Genomic DNA, 16,813 nt, shown 5'->3' with positions numbered 1-16,813 from the left:
GAAACACGAGCTCAGCAGCGGGTGCGCGCAGCGCCGCCGTCCACTCGAGCGAGTTGCCAGGCGACGATTCACTTGCGTCCGCAGTGCGTGGCTCGGGTGTCGCGAGCAAACTTCTGCCAGCACTGAACAGTCCTGGCCCGCTCCAACTCAGACGCACCGTTGAAGATGAACCCGCAGTCCCACAGCGTGATGTGGTTGAGAATGGCGGCGAGGGCATCCGTCATGACCTCCGGGCCATATTGGCGATACGCCTCGAAAGCCTCCGGAGAATCGTTTTCCAACTTGAGATAGGCCAGAGGAAGCTTCCGCCGGTCGTCTAGGCGGTCGACGATCGCTGGCACTGCTGGACAGCCCAGGCTCACTATCGAATCGAAGGCCAACTGCTGCGCTTCTTGTGTCTCGGCCGCAAGGGCGCGCTCAATTCCTGAGTGAACCTTTGCCGCGATGTCGTCCCTTGCGGCGACACCCAGCCCGGGGCCAAGCAGGAGCAACAGCGCAGCCGGGATTCGGCGGTGAAGGACCATCTTCTCTTGCTGGTTCGCCTAGCTACATTGCGTCGACTGCCGCGACGCTTGCGTTCGGAGAACCAACGTCGCATGGACCGATTTGGAGTGTTGGGTCATGGCGTCCCGAAGGTGCCTTAGTTTCTGGATTTCGGCGCAGTGTAGACGGGCGCACGGAGGTTGGCAATCCTGGCGACAACGGCCGGAGGAACAGGATTCTCGACCGCAAGCCTGGCCGGCGTGGAATGGCCGACCGCGAGCGGTCAGCCGGGGGCGAGGAGAGCGACATGGTTGAAGAGGATGCGAGGGCGGGCGACGACGCGGAAACCCGCTTCGGTGGCGACTCGAAGGGTCACGGCAAACGCGGCCTTGGAGACGTGCAGCGGCGGTTCGACAATCAGGAGTTGGCCGCCAGGAGTGAAGAGCGGCCGGAGCTCGGCGAGGAAGGCTCTCGGATCGGGAAGCTCGTGGAGGACGTAGAACGCGAGCACGAAGTCGAGCGGCTCCGCGACGCCGAGGCGATTCGGCTGGCAGGGATGGAGAGTGATGCGCGCGGCGAGCTCGGTGCCGTGCGCCTTGAGGCGAAGCAGCTCGAGCATTTCTGGCTGCAGGTCGACCGCGAGGACGCGACCCGACGGACCGACCAGGCGGGCGAACTCCAGCGTGAAGAAGCCGGGGCCGCAGCCGAAGTCGAGCACGGTCATTCCCTCTCGCACGTAGGGCGCGAGCAGGCGGCGGGGGTTCTGCAACCAACGCCGGATCCGGCTGTCGAGGTGACCGGCGAGAGCGACGGGACAGACGGAAGACGGAGGCTCCGGCATGAGATTGCTCTTGGGCGAGAGCTTAACGTCGAGCGAACCGGCGCGAGCAGGCAGGACGGCTTGCTCCGGCGACGGTTCTCGCTCGATTAGAGGGCCTTGGCATAGAAGAGGAACCAGGCGGCACAGTACAGCAGCCCGGCCACCCCGACGAACGTGGACTCCCGAAGCACGAAGATCAGGCCGACACACGCTGCCGCGAGGACGACAGCGGTCGTGTGAAGGAGCACCCGATTGTGCGGTGCGACGACCGATGCCAAGGCCAACCCCATCACCAGGGCCGGCCCGAGCTGCGTGAACGGCCCGACGGCCGAGGCCCCGAAGGAGCTCCGGAATCCGCGGCCCAGGGCCGCGACCGCGAGCCATCCACCGCCCACCACGACGGCGATGACGCCGAGTGTCCAGCGCAACGATTGCATCGTTCCACCTTCTTTCAGCACCGGGAACCGTTCACTTCACTCTCCTGGGATTCGGTCAACCGTCCGCGACTTCCACCTCTGGCCTCAACGGCGCGTGCGGCGAGCCGGCTGCCCGCCAGGGTCGGACGGCACGGTTGGTTTCGCGGCGGCTTCGCGAAGCCGCGACGACCACTGCCAGAGCCCGCCGACGGTCGGCGACGGGAGGCGGTGACCGAGCGCACGGGCCGCGACGACGAGCTGCCCGCGATGGTGCGCCTCGTGGGAGAGGGCGTAGCCACAGAAGAGGACGGCGTCGCGCGGCATCGCGCCGTAGACGAACCGGGTCGAGACGCCGGGGAATTCGCCGCCGTTCTCGAGGCCGACCTGCAGGAGACGGCCCACCGCGTCGCTGCTCAGGGCCAGCGCGGCGAGGACCTCGTCCGGCGAGACGGCGGCGCGGCCGACACGGCGAGGGATGGCGACGCCGGACTCCTTCGCCAGGCTCTTCATCCAGAGGCAGCGGCAATCGTGAAGGTGAACGGCGAGGCTCCGCACAGTGCGGCGGGGAGCGCCGGGGATCCCGAGAGGCCAGAGATCGCTCGGGAGCCGCTCGACGAGGAACGCCGTGGCGCGGCTGCAGACGCGCCAGGCATCCAGGACGGACTCGTGCAGTGCGTTCATCGGGAAACCTCCCCTACCCTAGTCTTCGAACGGGACCGGCGTCCAGCGTCCGAGGCCCGCGCGCACGAGGATGTGCGTGTTGCGCCACCGGCTGGAATCGGTGCCGGTCAGGACCAGGTGGAGTTGCCGCACCGGACGCAGGTGTCACCGCGCCCGACCTCCTGCGTCTGCCCGCAGGTCGAGCACCGCCGCGCCACGGTCGAACGAGGGTCGAGCGCGCGGAGGAGCTCCCCGTTCTGATAGATCCCGGCGGACCAGTCCGAGCGCAGAACCTCCTCCGCTCGGGCTCGCCCGAGCACCGTCACCAGGTCGTTGGCCAGGTCCAGCACCTGGTTCGGGTCGGACTCGGCAGGCAGATGGACGGCGATTCCCAGGCAGTTCCAGTCGCCAGCCATCTCGACTTCGCACCTGCAGCCCGGTCGCGTCGAGACGAGGGCGTCCAGCAACTCCTTCACGACAGCCTCCGGGTCCAGGCGGCTGCGATGCCGCTTCTTCTGCTGCGAGGTCGCCATGTCAGTTGCCGGCTCGTGGTAGATGGGGTGCGATCATTTCGCGTTTTGAATGCATGGTCACCTCACGGAGCTCGAGGTCAGCGGCGGACGCTCGGCCGCATGATCCCAGTGAGGTGCCAAGTGAGGCGCCACCCGATTTTCACAGCTCCTCTGGTTCACCTGCGCCGAGCCGGTGGAACTCGCCCTACCTGACCATCGACCAGCGTCGCGCAAGATCGCCGCCCCGCTTCTCGTCTTAGGGAGGCATGGCGAGGAGATTACGCTACATCCCCCCGGGCGGCGGGCTGGTCGAGGTCACTTGCCGCACCCTGCAGGGCCGGCTTCTGCTCCGACCCTCGGCCCTTCTCAACGACACCGTCGCCGGCATTCTCGCCCGCGCCGCGCGGCTCTACGCGGTCGAGGTCATCGGCTTCGTCTTCCTCTCGAACCACTTTCACCTGCTGCTCGCCGTCCTCGACGCGCTCCAGCTTGCCGCCTTCATGAACTACCTCAACTCCAACCTCGCCCGAGAGGCCGGCCGGCTCGTCCAATGGCGCGAGAAGTTCTGGGGGCGACGCTTCCAGTCGATCCTGGTCTCGGACGAGGAGGGAGCCCAGATCGAACGCCTCACGTATCTCCTTGCCCAAGGAGTCAAGGAAGGCCTCGTCGCCTCACCCTTCGACTGGCCTGGAGCTCACTGCGCGCGGCATTTGGTCGAAGGTACGCCGGTCGTCGGCCACTGGCACGACCGAACGCTCGAGTCGAAGGCGCTGAGGAAGGGCATCCTGTTGGACCCGAAGGACTACGTCGTCGAGGAGGAGCTGACGCTGTCCCCGCTTCCCTGCTGGCGTTCGCTCGACCCCGAGGTCTATCGAGCACGCATTCGGGACCTGATCGCGGAGATCGAGGCCTGGGGAGAGCAGCGCGAGGAGGAGAGCGGCAAGCCCCCGCTCGGTCGGGAAGCCGTCTGTCGCCAGAGCCCGCACCACGAGCCGAACCGGATCAAGAAGGCTCCCGCACCGCTGGTCCACACCGTCGCACCCGAGGTCCGACGAGCGCTGCGCAAGGCCTACTTCGCCTTTCGTGAGGCCTACCAGCACGCCGCGCGGCTCCTCCGCGCGGGCGTGCGGGAAGTCGTCTTCCCGGAAGGCGCGTTTCCGCCGGCGCTTCCCTTCCGTGTTGCCGCTCGGAGCGGCTGAGTCTCAGCGCAGGCTCGCTCGATTCCGAGGACTGGATCTGAAGCACTGCCACTGCCTGCGGGGCCGAAGGCTGCGCCAGAGAGCCCTCTCGCGCCCTTCGACGGGCATTGCCCGAAAGCGACGCGACCTTCTCAGCTCGGCGACCTCACGACGACGCTCGAAGAGGGCGCGATCTTCCCCCGCGGAGAAGCCTGACTCATGATCGAGTCTCCAAGACGACTCTGGGCCGTCGCGGCGGTTGGGAAATCGGGGAAATCGGGTGGCACCTCTTCCTCCTCTTCCTCCAGGCGACCTCACGACGACGCTCGAAGAGGGCGCGAGCTTCCCCCACGGAGAGGCCTGACTCATGTCCAAGATTCCGAGACGACTCTGGGCCGTCGCGGCGATTGGGAAATCGGGTGGCACCTCTTCTGGGGCTCGGGCCCGGGCCGTCTAACCGTGGAATCAGAGGCGAGCGTAGCGAGTCTGCTGCATGCCGGGCTAGACGCCCGGCGGGTAGACGGGGGCTGTGACAACCGCCTCGATCTTGAGAAGGCGGCCGTCGGAGTCGAAGTGCGCCTCAAGAGACTGACCCACCTGCGACGCCGCAGTCAGGGTCTGACCGCTGTTCGTGAACGTGTAGCCCTTGAACCGAAGGTAATTCTCGACAGCCGTCCGGTGACGGCAATCGTACTGACAGACAAAGTCCAAGACGCGGCTGGAGATGCTGTGAGCGGACAGGTCGGAAAGGGCTCTCAACTCTGGCGCCGCGAGTACCAGCAGAAACGCCGCACCGTCCTCATACGGAAAGCGGTAGTAGCACGCCGCACCCAATACGCCGGCAGCGACCATGGAGAGGTAGTGCCCGTCGAATGCGAGCAGTGTGAACTTCGCCCGAGTGAGCTCCTGAATGGAGTGCTGATGCCCGAAGGCATGGAGCTCGTGCGATGCTTCCAGGCGCCACCCGGACAGGCCGGGATTGGCCCATGCCCAGAGCCAAGTGTTGTCGTAATCGGAGCGTGAGCCGATCAGCTGAACGGGCCATTCGAGATCGCGCCCGAAGGAAAGCGCGCCGTCACGATACGAGACGGAACCGAGCCCTTCGACAAGAGTGCGCAGCGTCAGCTGCTTGTCGTAGGAGATGAGGCCGTGGGAGTCGAAGAGCTCTGCGAGCGTGTGCATGGTTAAGGGCGTCTCACCCTGTGTTCGCCCCCACTCCGACCCCGTACGCGAACCGGCAATCGCGACAGATCTTGCCGCGTAGCACCGGCGAGCAGGAGGCAACGAGGGGCGAGACGTCGCATCCCTAGCTGCCTTGAGTTCAGTCTAGGCACGCCCGTGGCTGGTGTCAAACACGGCGTGTAGCGCTCGCATCACACCAGCGCGGCGTGGGTCAGTGCGGAGCGGACCTGCCGGCGCCGAGTTTCCAGAACCGGCTCCACCCCGCGCCGGGCGCGCGAGGGCGCTTCCTGCCCGCTCAGCTCTCCTCGAGCTCCCCCACCTCGCCCTCGCCGAGATCCTCGAGCACCGCGACGATCGAGCGCGCGGAGAAGCCCTTGCGTTCGAGGTAACGGGCGAGGGCTGCGGGTTGGGGGTTGCGGGTCTTGGCGGACCAGCGGGCGGCTTCGTCGCGGGCGCGCGTGAGCTCGTCGTCCGGCGATTCGGTGGCGACCTCGGCAGCGATCGAGCGCGGGGCCCCGCGGCGGGAGAGGTCGGCGGCGATGCGGGCGCGGCCGAGGCCTTTGCGGTCGCGCAGGCGCGCGGCTTCGGCGGTGGCGAGCGCTTCGTCGTCGAGGTAGCCGAGGCGGACGAGCTTCTCCATCGCCGCGGCGATCTCCTCGCCGTCGTAGTCGGCGCGGGCGAGGCGCGCGGCGAGCTCGGCGCGAAAATAGGGCCGGCGAGCGAGCAGCTCGCCGGCTTTGTCGAAGGCCGAGAGGCGGGAGGGGCTCACTCGCGGGATCACCACGGGGCTCGCGGCGCGGCCGGGCGCGGCGTCGTGCGCCTCACCCGCCGATGCGCTCGATCTGGAAGTTCAGCCCGTCCTGGAACTGGTCGGTCTCGTGCGGCGCCTCGAGCGCCTGCTCCATCGCCTCGCGCGAGGCGTCGGCGGTGAACTGCACGCCCTGCAGCTTGAGCTTGAACTCGTCCGGGTTCGACGCGCGGCGCAGCGCCTCGTCGAGCGTGATCAGACCGTTCTTGTAGAGCTGGAAGAGCGACTGGTCGAAGGTCTGCATCCCGTACTGGCTGGTGCCGAGGGCGATCTGCTCGCGGATGTACTTCGTCTTGTCCTTGTTCTCGATGCACTCGCGGATGTACGGGGTCGAGATCAGCACCTCGACCGCCGGCACACGGCCCGAGCCGTCGGCGCGCGGCATGAGGCGCATCGAGATGACCGACTTGAGCACCTGGGCGAGCTGGATGCGGATCTGCTTCTGATGGTGCGGCGGGAAGACCGAGATGATGCGGTTGATCGTCTCGGTGGCGTCGAGGGTGTGCAGCGTCGAGAAGACGAGGTGGCCCGTCTCGGCGGCGAGCAGCGCCGTCTCGATCGTCTCGTAGTCGCGCATCTCGCCGACCAGGATGACGTCCGGGTCCTGGCGCAGCGCCGAGCGCAGGGCGGTGGAGAACCCGCGCGTGTCGACGTCGATCTCGCGCTGGTTGACGATGGACTTCTTGTCGCGGTGCAGGAACTCGATCGGGTCCTCGACGGTGACGATGTGCTCGGTCCGCGAGCCGTTGATCAGGTCGATCATCGCGGCAAGCGTCGTCGACTTGCCCGAGCCGGTCGTCCCGGTGCAGAGCACCAGCCCGCGGCGCTCCTCGCAGATCTTCTCCAGCACCGGCGGCAGCATCAGCTCGCGGATGGCGAGAATGCGCCCCGGGATGACGCGCAGCACCAGGCCGACCGTGCCGCGCTGCTGGAAGATGTTGCAACGGAAGCGTCCGAGACCCGGCACCGAGTAGGCGATGTCGATCTCGTACTCCTCCTTGAAGCGCTGCTTCTGGCGGGCGTTCATCATCGAGAACGCCATCGCGATGGTGTCCTCCTGCATCAGCCGCTTGAGCTCGCCGAGCGGCAGCAGCTCGCCGTCGACACGCAGCACCGGGTGGCTGCCGACCTTGAGGTGGAGGTCCGAGGCCTTCCTCTCGACGGCGATCTTGAGCAGCTCGTTGATGTTCATCGAAGCCTCCGCTGTGCCCCAAGTCAGGCCGGACCGCCGACCGTCGGAGGCACCGGCGAGAGCCAGCCGTGCCGGTCCGGCAGGCGCCCCTCGACGATGCCCATGAACTCGCCCATCAGCCGCCGGGTGATCGGCCCGGGACGCCCCTCGCCGACCGGGATCCGGTCGACCGAACGGATCGGCGACACCTCGACCGCCGTGCCGGTGAAGAACGCCTCGTCGCAGGTGTAGAGCATCCCGCGCGGGATCGCCTCCTCGCGCACCGGGATCCCGAGATCGCCCGCCAGGGTGATGATCGCATCCCGGGTGATCCCGGGCAGGATCGAGGAGGAGCGCGACGGCGTGTAGAGCACCTCGTCCTGGACCAGGAAGACGTTCTCGCCCGAGCCCTCCGAGACGTAGCCTTGGGTGTCGAGGGCGATCCCCTCGGCGTAGCCGTTGCCGACCGCTTCCATCTTGATCAGCTGCGAGTTGAGATAGTTGGCCGTCGCCTTGGCGAGCGCCGGCGAGCTGCCGAGGCCGTGGCGCCGCCAGGAGGAGACGCAGACGTCGACGCCCTGCTCGGCGGCCTGGTCGCCGAGGTACTTGCCCCAGGGCCAGACGGCGATCGTCACCTCCACCGGAGCGGTGAGCGGGTTGATCCCTGCCGAGCCGAAGCCGCGGTAGACGATCGGCCGGATGTAGCAGGCGGGCAGCTCGTTGCTGCGGATCGTGGCGAAGACCGCCGCGGTGAGCTCGGCGCGCGAGAAGGGGATCTGCATCCGGTAGACCTTGCAGGAGTGCTCGAGGCGCCGGAGGTGCTCCTGCAGGCGGAGGACGGCCGAGCCCGCCGGCGTGGCGTAGCAGCGGATCCCTTCGAAGAGCCCCGAGCCGTAGTGCAGCGCATGGGTCATCACGTGGACCGTTGCCTTCGCGAACTCGACGAGCTCGCCGTTCATCCACACCCAGCGCACGCCGGCAAAGGGGTTTCTATTCAATGGGTTGACCTCCCGTGGGGCTCGCCGGGATGGTATCCGCCCCCCCGGGGGGTGTCAACGCAGGAATGCCGCGGCAGAAGCCGACGCGACGGAGCCGGAATGAAACGCGAGCGTCGCCGCGGCGAGCGCCGCCGTCTCGACCCGGAGCACGCGTTGCCCGAGGGCGATCGCCTCGCAGCCGAGCGCGGCGAGCGTCGAGCGCTCCCCCGCCGTCCATCCGCCCTCGGGTCCGACGAGGAGCGCGAGCGCGGCGTCGTCGGGCGCCGGGAAGGCCGAGCCGCCGAAGTCGAGGCAGAGCCGTCGCGGAAGCGCGGCGAGCAGCGAGGGCAGCTCGGAGAAGGCGTGAACGCCGGAGAGCGCCGGCAGACGGCTCCCACCGCACTGCTCGAGCGCCGCGGCAGCGACCCGGCGCAGCCGCTCGAGGTTGCCCTCGCCGATCGATCGCGGATCGCGCTCGGTGGCGACGAAGCGCACTGCGGCGACGCCGAGCTCGGTCGCCTTCTCCACCATCCACGAGGCGCGCTCCGGGCGCGGCGGCGCGACGATCAGCTCGACGTGACGGTGCGGCTCGAGCCCCGGGACGGGGGCGCCGAGGAGGACACCGGCGCTTCGCCGGTCGACGCGCTCGATCCTCCCCTGCCGCGCTTCGCCTGCACCGTCGACCAGCCGGAGCTCCGTGCCGACCCCGGCGCGGCGCACGCGCACCAGGTGGTGGTAGCGATCGCCGGCGAGCTCCAGCCGCTCGCCTGCGAGGTCGGCCGGCTCGACGAGCACGGTGATCATGCCGATCGAGCGGGAGCGCCGGCGCGTGCGGTGCGCAGCGCCGCCCACTCGCCGGCGACGCGTCGGTCGCGCTCGACGAGACCGTGACGGGCGAGCTCGGCGAGCGCCGCGTCAGCCTCGCGCTCCAGGATGCCGGAGAAAACCGCTTCCCCGTCGCAAGCGAGCAGCGCCAGGAGCTCGGGGAGCTCGCCGCGGATCTCCTCCGGAATGACGTTGACGAGGAGCAGGTCGAAGGGGGGGCGCGCCGCCGGGTGCGCGGCGAGCGCCGCGACCCGTCCGACGAAGAAGGGGACGGCGACGCGGTTGTGCCGTGCGTACTGGCCGGCGAGCAGCGCCGCCGCCGGATCGAGGTCGAAGCCGACGACGCGACCGGCGCCGAGCAGGCGGCAGCCGAAGGCGAGGATGCCGGTGCCGCAACCGACGTCGAGCACCGCACGACCGGCGAGATCGAGCGATTCGGCGAGCTCCCAGGCCAGGCGGGTCGACTCGTGACTGCCGACGCCGAACGCCGTGCGGGCCGGCAGCCGCAGAAGATGGCGCCCCCCCGTCTCGGGCAGCGCCTCGACCGCATCGAGCTCGCGCGGGTCGATCAACAGCTGCCGGCCGACCTCGATCGGCGAGGCCGCGGCGCGCCAGGCGGCGAGCCAGTCGGTCGACGCCACCGGCTCTTCGGCGAGCAGGGCGTAAGGGAACCCCTCGGGCAACGGCGGACAGTCGTCGGCGCGGAAGTAGGCGACCGCCACCGACCCCGCAGGCTCGTCTCGCCACTCGACGCCGAGCGGGTCGAGCGACCAGATCCAGGCCGAGGCCACGTCCTCTTCCCCGGCGACGACGCGAAAGCGGCGCTCGAGGTGCGAGGGGCTCACGAGAAGAAGTCCTTGACCCGCTCGAGGACGCCGCGCTCTTCGTGCACCGCTTCGCCCTCGATCTCGGCGAGACGGCGCAAGAGGGTGGTCTGCTCCTCGTCGAGGTCGCCCGGCCGCGGCACCCGCACGACGAGGTGCAGGACGTGGTCGCCGCGTCCCGAGGAGCCGAGCCGCGGGAAGCCCTTGCCGCGCAGGCGGAACTGCTCGCCGGGCTGGCTGCCGCCGGGCAGCTCGAAGGTCTGCTCGCCGAGCAGCGTCTCGACCGGGAGCGTCGCGCCGAGGACGGCCTGCGAATAGCCGACCTCGAGGCGGGCGTGGACGTCGGCGCCGTCGCGCTCCCAGCTCTCGTGCGGCTCGACCTCGAGGACGACGTAGAGGTCGCCGCGCGGCCCGCCGTGGCGGCCGTGCTCGCCTTCGCCGGAGAGCCGCATCCGCGCGCCGCTGTCGACGCCGGCGGGCACCTTCACCTCGAGCGTGCGCTCGCGCTCGACGCGCCCTTCGCCGCGGCAGCCGGGGCAGGGGTCGCGGACGATCGTCCCCTCACCGCGGCACTGCGGGCAGGTGCGCGCCACGGTGAGGAACCCCTGGCTGAAGCGCACCTGGCCGCGTCCGCCGCAGGCCGGGCAGGCGGTCGGCGAGCTGCCGCGCCGCGCCCCCGAGCCGGTGCAGTCGGGACAGACCTCGAGGCGCGGGATCTTCAGCTCGCGCGCGACGCCGCTCGCCGCCTCGGCGAAGGTCAGCGTCAGGTCGTAGCGCAGGTCGGCGCCGGGCGACGGCATCGGGCCGCCGCCGCGCGCACCGCCGCGCCGCCCGCCGCCGAAGAGATCGCCGAGGCCGAAGAGGTCGCCCAGGACGTCGGAGAAGTCGGCGAAGGTCGACGGATCGAAGCCGCCGGGCGAGCCGCCAAGCCCCTGGCGCCCGAAGCGGTCGTAGCGCGCGCGCTTCTCGGGGTCGGAGAGCACGGCGTAGGCCTCGGCCGCCTCCTTGAAGCGCTCCTCGGCTTCGCGGTCGCCGGGGTTCTTGTCCGGATGGTACTTGACCGCGATCTTGCGGTACGCCGATTTGATCTCCTGCGCCGTCGCCTCGCGGGCGACGCCCAGGGCCTCGTAGTAGTCGCGCGACACGGGATGCCTAGGACGGGTTGGCCGAGCGGTTCAGCATCGCGTCGGAGAGCACGCGCGAGATGGAATTCAGGTCGAAGAGCGCCGCCTCGATGTCGGCCCGCACCTCGTTCATCAGTGCCATGCGGGCGCGCAGCAGCGTCTCGTGGATGCGCTTGCTGTCGTCGGGGCGCAGCGCCTCGCGGAACTGCTCGAAGACCCGCTCGTTGGTATAGATGAGCCCCTCGAGCCGGTTCTTGATGCGGCGGATCTCGCGCCGCTGGAGGTCGGTCTTCGAATGCTCGTCGGCCTCGACCACCAGACGCTCGATCTCGTCCTTCGAGAGACCGCCGGCCGGGTTGATCTGGATGCTCTGTGACTGGTTCGTCGCCATGTCGCGGGCCGACACGTTGACGATGCCGTTCGAGTCGATGGCGAAGGTCACCTCGATCTGCGGCACGCCGCGCGGCGAGGGCGGGATTCCCACCAGCTCGAACTTGCCGAGCGAGCGGTTCTCCGCCGAGATGTCGCGCTCGCCCTGCAGCACGTGCACCTCCACCGTATCCTGGTTGTCGACGACGGTGGTGAAGATCTGCGTGTTCTTCGTCGGGATGGTGGCGTTGCGCTCGATCAGCTTGACGAAGAGCCCGCCGTGCGTCTCGATGCCGAGCGATAGCGGGGTGACGTCGAGCAGCACGAGGTCCTTGATGTCGCCGCGCAGGATGCCGCCCTGGATCGCCGCGCCGATCGCCACCACCTCGTCCGGGTTGATCTCCCGGTTGGCCGCGCGGCCGAAGATCCGCTCGACCGTCTGGACGACGCGCGGCGTGCGCGTTTGCCCGCCGACGAGCAGCACCTCGTCGACCTGGTCGGCGCGCAGCCCGGCCGAGCGCAGCGCGTCGAGGCACGGCCCCTCGGTGCGCTCGACCAGATCCTCCACCAGCGACTCGAAGTGCGCCCGCGTCAGCGTGCGCGCGAGGTGGCGCGGGCCGCTCTCGTCGGCCGAGATGAACGGCAGGTTGATCGCCGACTCGTTGGCCGTCGACAGCTCGCACTTGGCGCGCTCGCCGGCCTCCTTGAGGCGCTGCAGCGCCATCCGGTCGCTACGCAGGTCGACGCCGGTCTCGGCGCGGAACTCGCCGATCAGCCAGTCGATGATCCGCTGGTCGAAGTCCTCGCCGCCGAGGTAGGTGTCGCCGGCCGTCGACTTGACCTCGAAGATCCCTTCCGAGAGGCGGAGGATCGAGATGTCGAAGGTGCCGCCGCCGAGGTCGTAGACGGCGATCGTCTTCTCGCCCTCGAGCCGGTCGAGCCCGTAGGCGAGCGCCGCCGCCGTCGGCTCGTTGATGATGCGCAGCACCTCGAGCCCGGCGATCTTGCCGGCGTCCTTCGTCGCCTGACGCTGCGAGTCGTCGAAGTAGGCCGGGACGGTGACGATCGCCTCCTTGACCGGCTCGCCCAGCGCCTCCTCGGCGAAGGTCTTGATCTCGCGCAGGATGAAGGAAGAGATCTCCTCCGGGCTGTGCTGGCGGTCGCGGATCTGGATCTTGACGTCGCCGTTCGGCGCCTCGACGAGCGCGTAGGGCAGCAGGTCGCGCGCCCGCTGCACGTTCGGGTCCTCGAACTTGCGGCCGATCAGCCGCTTGACCGCGAAGACGGTGTTCTGCGGGTTGGTGATCGCCTGGCGCTTGGCGATCTGCCCGGCGAGCCGGTCGCCGTCGCCGGTGAAGGCGACGATCGACGGCGTCGTCCGACTCCCCTCGCGGTTGGGCAGCACGCGCGGCGAGAACGCCTCGACCACCGCCACGCAGCTGTTGGTGGTCCCGAGGTCGATGCCGATGATCTTGCCCAAGTCTCCTCCTCGCGCCTCGTCGCGTCAGCCCGGCTCAGCTCTCGCTCGCCGCCGCCCGGTCCTCGGACTCCGGCGGGACGGCCACGGTCACCATCGCCGGCCGCAGGACCCGGTCGTGCAACAGGTAGCCGCGCAGCAGCTCGGCAGTCACCGTCGGCTCGGTCAGCCCCGGCCGCTCCTCGCGCATCACCGCCTCGTGCACGTGCGGGTCGAAACGCTGGCCGACGGCGGCCACTTCGCGCAATCCCATCCGCCGCAGGATCTCCTGCAGCTGGCGCAGCGTCATCTCCACGCCGAGGCGCAGGTCCTCGAGCGAGCCCTGGGCGGAGACCGCCCGCTCCAGGTTGTCGACCACCGGCAGGAGCTCGCCGAGCGCCCCGGTCAGGGCGTGGCGGCGCAGCTCCTCGCGCTCGCGCTCGGCGCGCTTGCGGAAGTTGTCGAAGTCGGCCATCGCCCGCAGGCTCCGGTCGCGCAGATCTTCGAGCTCGCGCCGCAGCTCGAGCTCGCCGCCGCCCGGCTCGGCCGGCGGTGCGCCGGCGCCCTCCGGCGCGGGGCGCCCGTCGGGCTCGCCCGCGTCGCCGGGCTCGATCGAGAGGATCTCGATCTCGTCGCCCCCGGCCGCATCGTGGCTCGTCGACGGCTCGTCGATCGGCTGGAGGTCCCTGGTGCGCTCGTCCATCGTTTCCCCGTCCGCTGGCGCGGCGTCAGAAGGTCCGGCTCTCTTCGAGCGCCTGGCTGAGGCGCTCGCCGAGGTATTCGACGAGCGGGATCACCCGCCCGTACTCCATGCGCGACGGGCCGAAGACGGCGAGGGTCCCCTCGGCGCCCCCGGCGGCCTGGAACGGCCGCGCGATGAGCGAGAACCCCAGGTCGGAGGTCAGGTCGCTCTCCGCACCGATGACCACGCGGACGCCCTTGCCTTCGATGCACTGCCCGAGCAGCGCGACGAGCCGCTCGCGGTCGGCGAAGAGGTCGAGCATCCGCCGCACGCGATCGAGGCTCGAGAGCTCCGGGTGCGCGAGCACCGTCGAGGTCCCCTGGACGAGCACCTCGCGGCCGTGGGCCGTGGCGAGACCGCGTTCGGCGAGCGTGATCGCGTTGCCCAGCAGCTGGTCGACCTGCTGCCGCTGCTCGGCCATCATCGCCAGGAGGCGCTCGCGCACCTCGCGCAGCGTCTTGCCGCCGAAGCTCTCGGTCAGGTAGTTCGAGATCTCGACCAGCCGTTCGCGGCTCAGCAACTCGTCGGTCTCGATCAGCTTGCTCTCGACGAAGCCGCCGGCGGAGACGACGATGCAGAGCACCTTGCGCCCGGAGAGGGCGACGAAGTCGACGGCCTTGAGCCGCGTGTCGCCGAGCGCCGGGGTCACCACCATGCCGACCTGCGCCGAGAGTCGCGAGAGCAGCAGCGGCGCCGCACCCACCAGGCTCTCGGCGTCCCCCTCGGCGGCGAGCGTCGAGTCGATGACCTGGCGCTCCTCGGCGGAGACCTCGCGATTGTCCATCAGGCTTTCGATGTACAGGTGGTACCCGGCGCTGCTCGGCACGCGCCCGGCCGAGGTGTGGGGCTGCTCGAGCAGCCCGAGCTCCTCGAGGTCGGCCATGACGTTGCGAATGCTCGCCGCCGACAGGCCGTGCCGCTCGTGCTTGGCCACCGCCCGCGAGCTGACCGGCTCGCCGGAGAGGATGTAGGTCTGCACGATGTCCTTCAGGATCTCGCGATCCCGCGGATTGAGCGGCTGGGCGCTGAGGCGTTCGGGCATGGCGTCGCCGACACGGAGCCCCCGGCGCGACCCTGCCACGTCCCGGCCCCCGTCGTTTCGACCATTGTATCGGCCCGCGCACCGGCGGGTCAAAGCGAAGATCTTGAGATTACAGGGGTTCGCCGAGACCGCGGTTGCGTCGGAGGCGTCGCGGCCGTAGCGTAGCGCCCCGATGTCGACCCGATCGCTGCGCGAGCTGCGCTTCTCCCTCGTCGGCCCGGGACGGGTCGGCTCCAGCCTGGCCCGCTGGCTGACGCGGCACGACGCGACGCTGGTGTCGGTCGCCGGTCGCGGTCCGGCGGCGAGCGGCGCGCTCGCCAGCGCGCTCGGCGGCCGGTCCGTGCCGCTCGATCGCCTCGACACGGCCGGCGAGTCGCTGCTCCTCGTCGCGGTGCGCGACACGGCGCTCGACGAGGTCGCCGGGGTGCTCGGCGCCGCGCCGCAGGCCGCGGTGGCGCTCCACACCTGCGGCAGCCGCGGCGCCTCGGCGCTCGCGCCGCTCGCCGCCCGCGGCACCGCCACCGGCTCGCTCCATCCGCTCTTCCCCTTTCCTGCGGCGGTCGACGCGCCGCCGCGAGAGCTCGTTCTCGCCGTCGACGGCGACCTCGCCGCCCGACAGCTGGCCGAGCGACTGGCGCTCGCCTGGGGCGCACGCGCGGTCGTCGTGCCGGAGTCGCTCCGCGCCGTCTACCATCTTGCCGCGGTCCTTTCGGCCGGCGGCATCGTCACCCTCCTCGCCCTGGCCGCCGAGCTCGTCGCGCGCGGCGGGCTCTCCGCCGACCTCGCCCCGGGCTTCGCCGCCCTGTCGAGGGGAGCGCTCGAGGCCGCCTCCCACTCGGCGGACCCCGCCGAGGCGATCACCGGCCCCTGGCGGCGCGGGGAGGTGGAGACCGTGGCCCGCCACTTCGCCGCAGCGGCACGGCTCGCGCCCGAGCGCCTCGCCCTGCTCCGCGAGCTCGCCTGTGAAGCCGTGCGCCAGCGCCGGCGTCTCGATCCCCACGACGAGGCCACGGCAACGCTCGCCGCCTGGCTGGCAGAGTCCGATCTTCCTTGACCGGCCCCGAGGCGGGTGCTAGCTTCTTATCCCCAATCGTCCGGGGACTTTAGAGATGGTGTTCTTCAACTACAGCACCATGCAGATGGCGGCCAAGGTCGTCTACTACGGCCCCGGTCTGTGCGGGAAGACCACCAATCTCCAGTACATCTACGGCCACACCTCGAACGAGAGCCGGGGCGAAATGGTCTCGCTCGAGACCGAGACCGACCGCACCCTCTTCTTCGACCTCCTGCCGATCGACGTCGGTTCGATCCACGGCTTCAACACCCGGATCCAGCTCTACACGGTTCCCGGCCAGGTCTTCTACAACACCACCCGCAAGCTGGTGCTCAAGGGCGTCGACGGGGTGGTCTTCGTGGCCGACTCGCAGCGGCCGATGGTGCAGGCCAACATCGACTCGCTGCGCAACCTCGAAGAGAACCTCGCCGAGATGCAGCTGTCGTTCGACACCGTCCCGCTGGTGTTGCAGTACAACAAGCGCGACCTGCCCGACGTGCTGACCGTCGACGAGCTCAACCGGGCGATCAACCGGCGCGGCTGGGAGCACTACGAGGCTTCGGCGGTCACCGGCCAGGGGGTCTTCGAGACCCTCAAGGGGATCTCCCGTCTCACCCTGATCAACCTCAAGCGCCGCCTGGCGAAGATGGGCACGGAGTCGCGCCCTCCGTCTCCGTCGGCCCGCGTCGGTGCACCGGCGACCGGCGGAACCAAGCCGGGGGTGCCGATGCCGGCCGCCCCGGTCGCGGCGGCACCGACGCCGGCCCCGGCTCCGGCGACCGCGCCGGCGAACGCACCGCGCCCCTCGCCGTCGCTCCCGCCGACACCGCTGAGCGCGATCGCCCCTCCGGCTGCAGCTCCGGCGACCGCGGCACCGGCGCCGGCGCCGAAGGCCGCGCCGGCGCGCGCCGCGACGCCTCCGCCGGCCAAGGCGAAGGGGCATCTCGACGTGCTCGCCGAGCTCGAGAAGATCCGCAAGCAGGCGATGACCCCGGCCGCGGGAGCGGCGGCACCGCATCACGCCCATCTCTCGACGCCGCCGCCAGCCGCGCACGTCGCGCCGTCGCCGCCTCCGGCGGCGCCGTCGTCGATTCCGGCCCGGGCGGTCGCCGGCAACGGCCGCGGCGAGATCCACCGCACCCTCGAGCTCACCCTCAAGCGCGCCGACTT

Annotated in this window: 17 protein-coding genes and 1 pseudogene; 3 read left to right on the top strand and 15 right to left on the bottom strand. The window is 70.1% G+C overall.

Annotation, left to right across the window (positions count from 1 at the left end):
• Nucleotides 1-68: 68 nt before the first annotated feature.
• The 5 genes from IPJ17_11195 to IPJ17_11175 all read right to left on the bottom strand — a co-directional run bounded on the left by IPJ17_11195 (nt 69) and on the right by IPJ17_11175 (nt 2,912).
• Nucleotides 69-524, bottom strand: coding sequence for a hypothetical protein (locus tag IPJ17_11195; protein ID QQR72094.1), 456 nt, complete (start codon nt 522-524; stop codon nt 69-71).
• Nucleotides 525-766: 242 nt separating this feature from the next.
• A complete protein-coding gene (locus tag IPJ17_11190; GenBank protein ID QQR72093.1) occupies nt 767-1,324 on the bottom strand; it encodes a methyltransferase domain-containing protein in 558 nt (185 codons plus the stop codon).
• A gap of 86 nt (nt 1,325-1,410) precedes the next feature.
• On the bottom strand, nt 1,411-1,740 hold the full coding sequence (locus IPJ17_11185; protein QQR72092.1) for a hypothetical protein: 330 nt from the start codon (nt 1,738-1,740) through the stop codon (nt 1,411-1,413).
• An 84-nt stretch (nt 1,741-1,824) separates the two neighbouring features.
• Complete coding sequence (locus tag IPJ17_11180) at nt 1,825-2,400, bottom strand: hypothetical protein (GenBank protein ID QQR72091.1); 576 nt, start codon at nt 2,398-2,400, stop codon at nt 1,825-1,827.
• Between the two features lie 107 nt (nt 2,401-2,507).
• The gene (locus IPJ17_11175) at nt 2,508-2,912 is read right to left on the bottom strand and encodes a hypothetical protein (GenBank protein QQR72090.1); all 405 of its coding nucleotides are present in this window, start codon (nt 2,910-2,912) and stop codon (nt 2,508-2,510) included.
• 245 nt (nt 2,913-3,157) lie between these two features.
• On the opposite strand from IPJ17_11175, the gene IPJ17_11170 reads away from it, so the two are divergent.
• Nucleotides 3,158-4,090, top strand: coding sequence for a transposase (locus tag IPJ17_11170; GenBank protein ID QQR72089.1), 933 nt, complete (start codon nt 3,158-3,160; stop codon nt 4,088-4,090).
• 480 nt (nt 4,091-4,570) lie between these two features.
• Here the strand turns inward: IPJ17_11170 and IPJ17_11165 are convergent, their stop codons facing one another.
• The 10 genes from IPJ17_11165 to hrcA all read right to left on the bottom strand — a co-directional run bounded on the left by IPJ17_11165 (nt 4,571) and on the right by hrcA (nt 14,589).
• Nucleotides 4,571-5,251 carry a hypothetical protein gene (locus tag IPJ17_11165; GenBank protein ID QQR72088.1) on the bottom strand — a complete coding sequence of 227 codons (681 nt, stop codon included), beginning with the start codon at nt 5,249-5,251 and terminating at the stop codon, nt 4,571-4,573.
• 295 nt (nt 5,252-5,546) lie between these two features.
• A complete protein-coding gene (locus IPJ17_11160; GenBank protein QQR72087.1) occupies nt 5,547-6,020 on the bottom strand; it encodes a RecX family transcriptional regulator in 474 nt (157 codons plus the stop codon).
• A gap of 52 nt (nt 6,021-6,072) precedes the next feature.
• Nucleotides 6,073-7,251 (bottom strand): type IV pilus twitching motility protein PilT, encoded by a 1,179-nt coding sequence (locus tag IPJ17_11155; protein QQR72086.1) that lies wholly within the window; start codon nt 7,249-7,251, stop codon nt 6,073-6,075.
• A 23-nt stretch (nt 7,252-7,274) separates the two neighbouring features.
• Nucleotides 7,275-8,189: a branched-chain amino acid transaminase gene (locus IPJ17_11150; GenBank protein ID QQR76146.1), complete on the bottom strand. Its 915-nt coding sequence runs from the start codon at nt 8,187-8,189 to the stop codon at nt 7,275-7,277.
• A 93-nt stretch (nt 8,190-8,282) separates the two neighbouring features.
• Nucleotides 8,283-9,011, bottom strand: coding sequence for a 16S rRNA (uracil(1498)-N(3))-methyltransferase (locus tag IPJ17_11145; protein ID QQR72085.1), 729 nt, complete (start codon nt 9,009-9,011; stop codon nt 8,283-8,285).
• A complete protein-coding gene (locus IPJ17_11140) occupies nt 9,008-9,877 on the bottom strand; it encodes a 50S ribosomal protein L11 methyltransferase (GenBank protein ID QQR72084.1) in 870 nt (289 codons plus the stop codon). The genes IPJ17_11145 and IPJ17_11140 overlap by 4 nt, the downstream gene beginning before the upstream one ends.
• A complete protein-coding gene (gene dnaJ, locus IPJ17_11135) occupies nt 9,874-11,001 on the bottom strand; it encodes a molecular chaperone DnaJ (GenBank protein QQR72083.1) in 1,128 nt (375 codons plus the stop codon). Before dnaJ ends, IPJ17_11140 begins: the two co-directional genes overlap by 4 nt.
• A 7-nt stretch (nt 11,002-11,008) precedes the next feature.
• Nucleotides 11,009-12,829, bottom strand: coding sequence for a molecular chaperone DnaK (gene dnaK, locus IPJ17_11130; GenBank protein ID QQR72082.1), 1,821 nt, complete (start codon nt 12,827-12,829; stop codon nt 11,009-11,011).
• Between the two features lie 34 nt (nt 12,830-12,863).
• The gene (grpE, locus tag IPJ17_11125) at nt 12,864-13,508 is read right to left on the bottom strand and encodes a nucleotide exchange factor GrpE (GenBank protein QQR72081.1); all 645 of its coding nucleotides are present in this window, start codon (nt 13,506-13,508) and stop codon (nt 12,864-12,866) included.
• A gap of 25 nt (nt 13,509-13,533) precedes the next feature.
• Entirely contained in the window at nt 13,534-14,589 is a 1,056-nt protein-coding gene (hrcA, locus tag IPJ17_11120) for a heat-inducible transcription repressor HrcA (GenBank protein QQR72080.1), read from the bottom strand.
• Between the two features lie 172 nt (nt 14,590-14,761).
• On the opposite strand from hrcA, the gene IPJ17_11115 reads away from it, so the two are divergent.
• The gene (locus tag IPJ17_11115) at nt 14,762-15,643 is read left to right on the top strand and encodes a DUF2520 domain-containing protein (GenBank protein ID QQR72079.1); all 882 of its coding nucleotides are present in this window, start codon (nt 14,762-14,764) and stop codon (nt 15,641-15,643) included.
• Nucleotides 15,644-15,698: 55 nt separating this feature from the next.
• A pseudogene (locus IPJ17_11110) lies at nt 15,699-16,277 on the top strand (GTPase domain-containing protein).
• Nucleotides 16,278-16,813: the final 536 nt, after the last annotated feature.

The sequence above is a fragment of the Holophagales bacterium genome, assembly GCA_016699405.1.
In the GTDB taxonomy this organism is placed as follows: Bacteria; Acidobacteriota; Thermoanaerobaculia; order Multivoradales; family JAGPDF01; genus JAAYLR01.
Note: the sequence above shows the minus strand (reverse complement) of the source record. Positions and strands in the feature narration are given on the sequence as shown.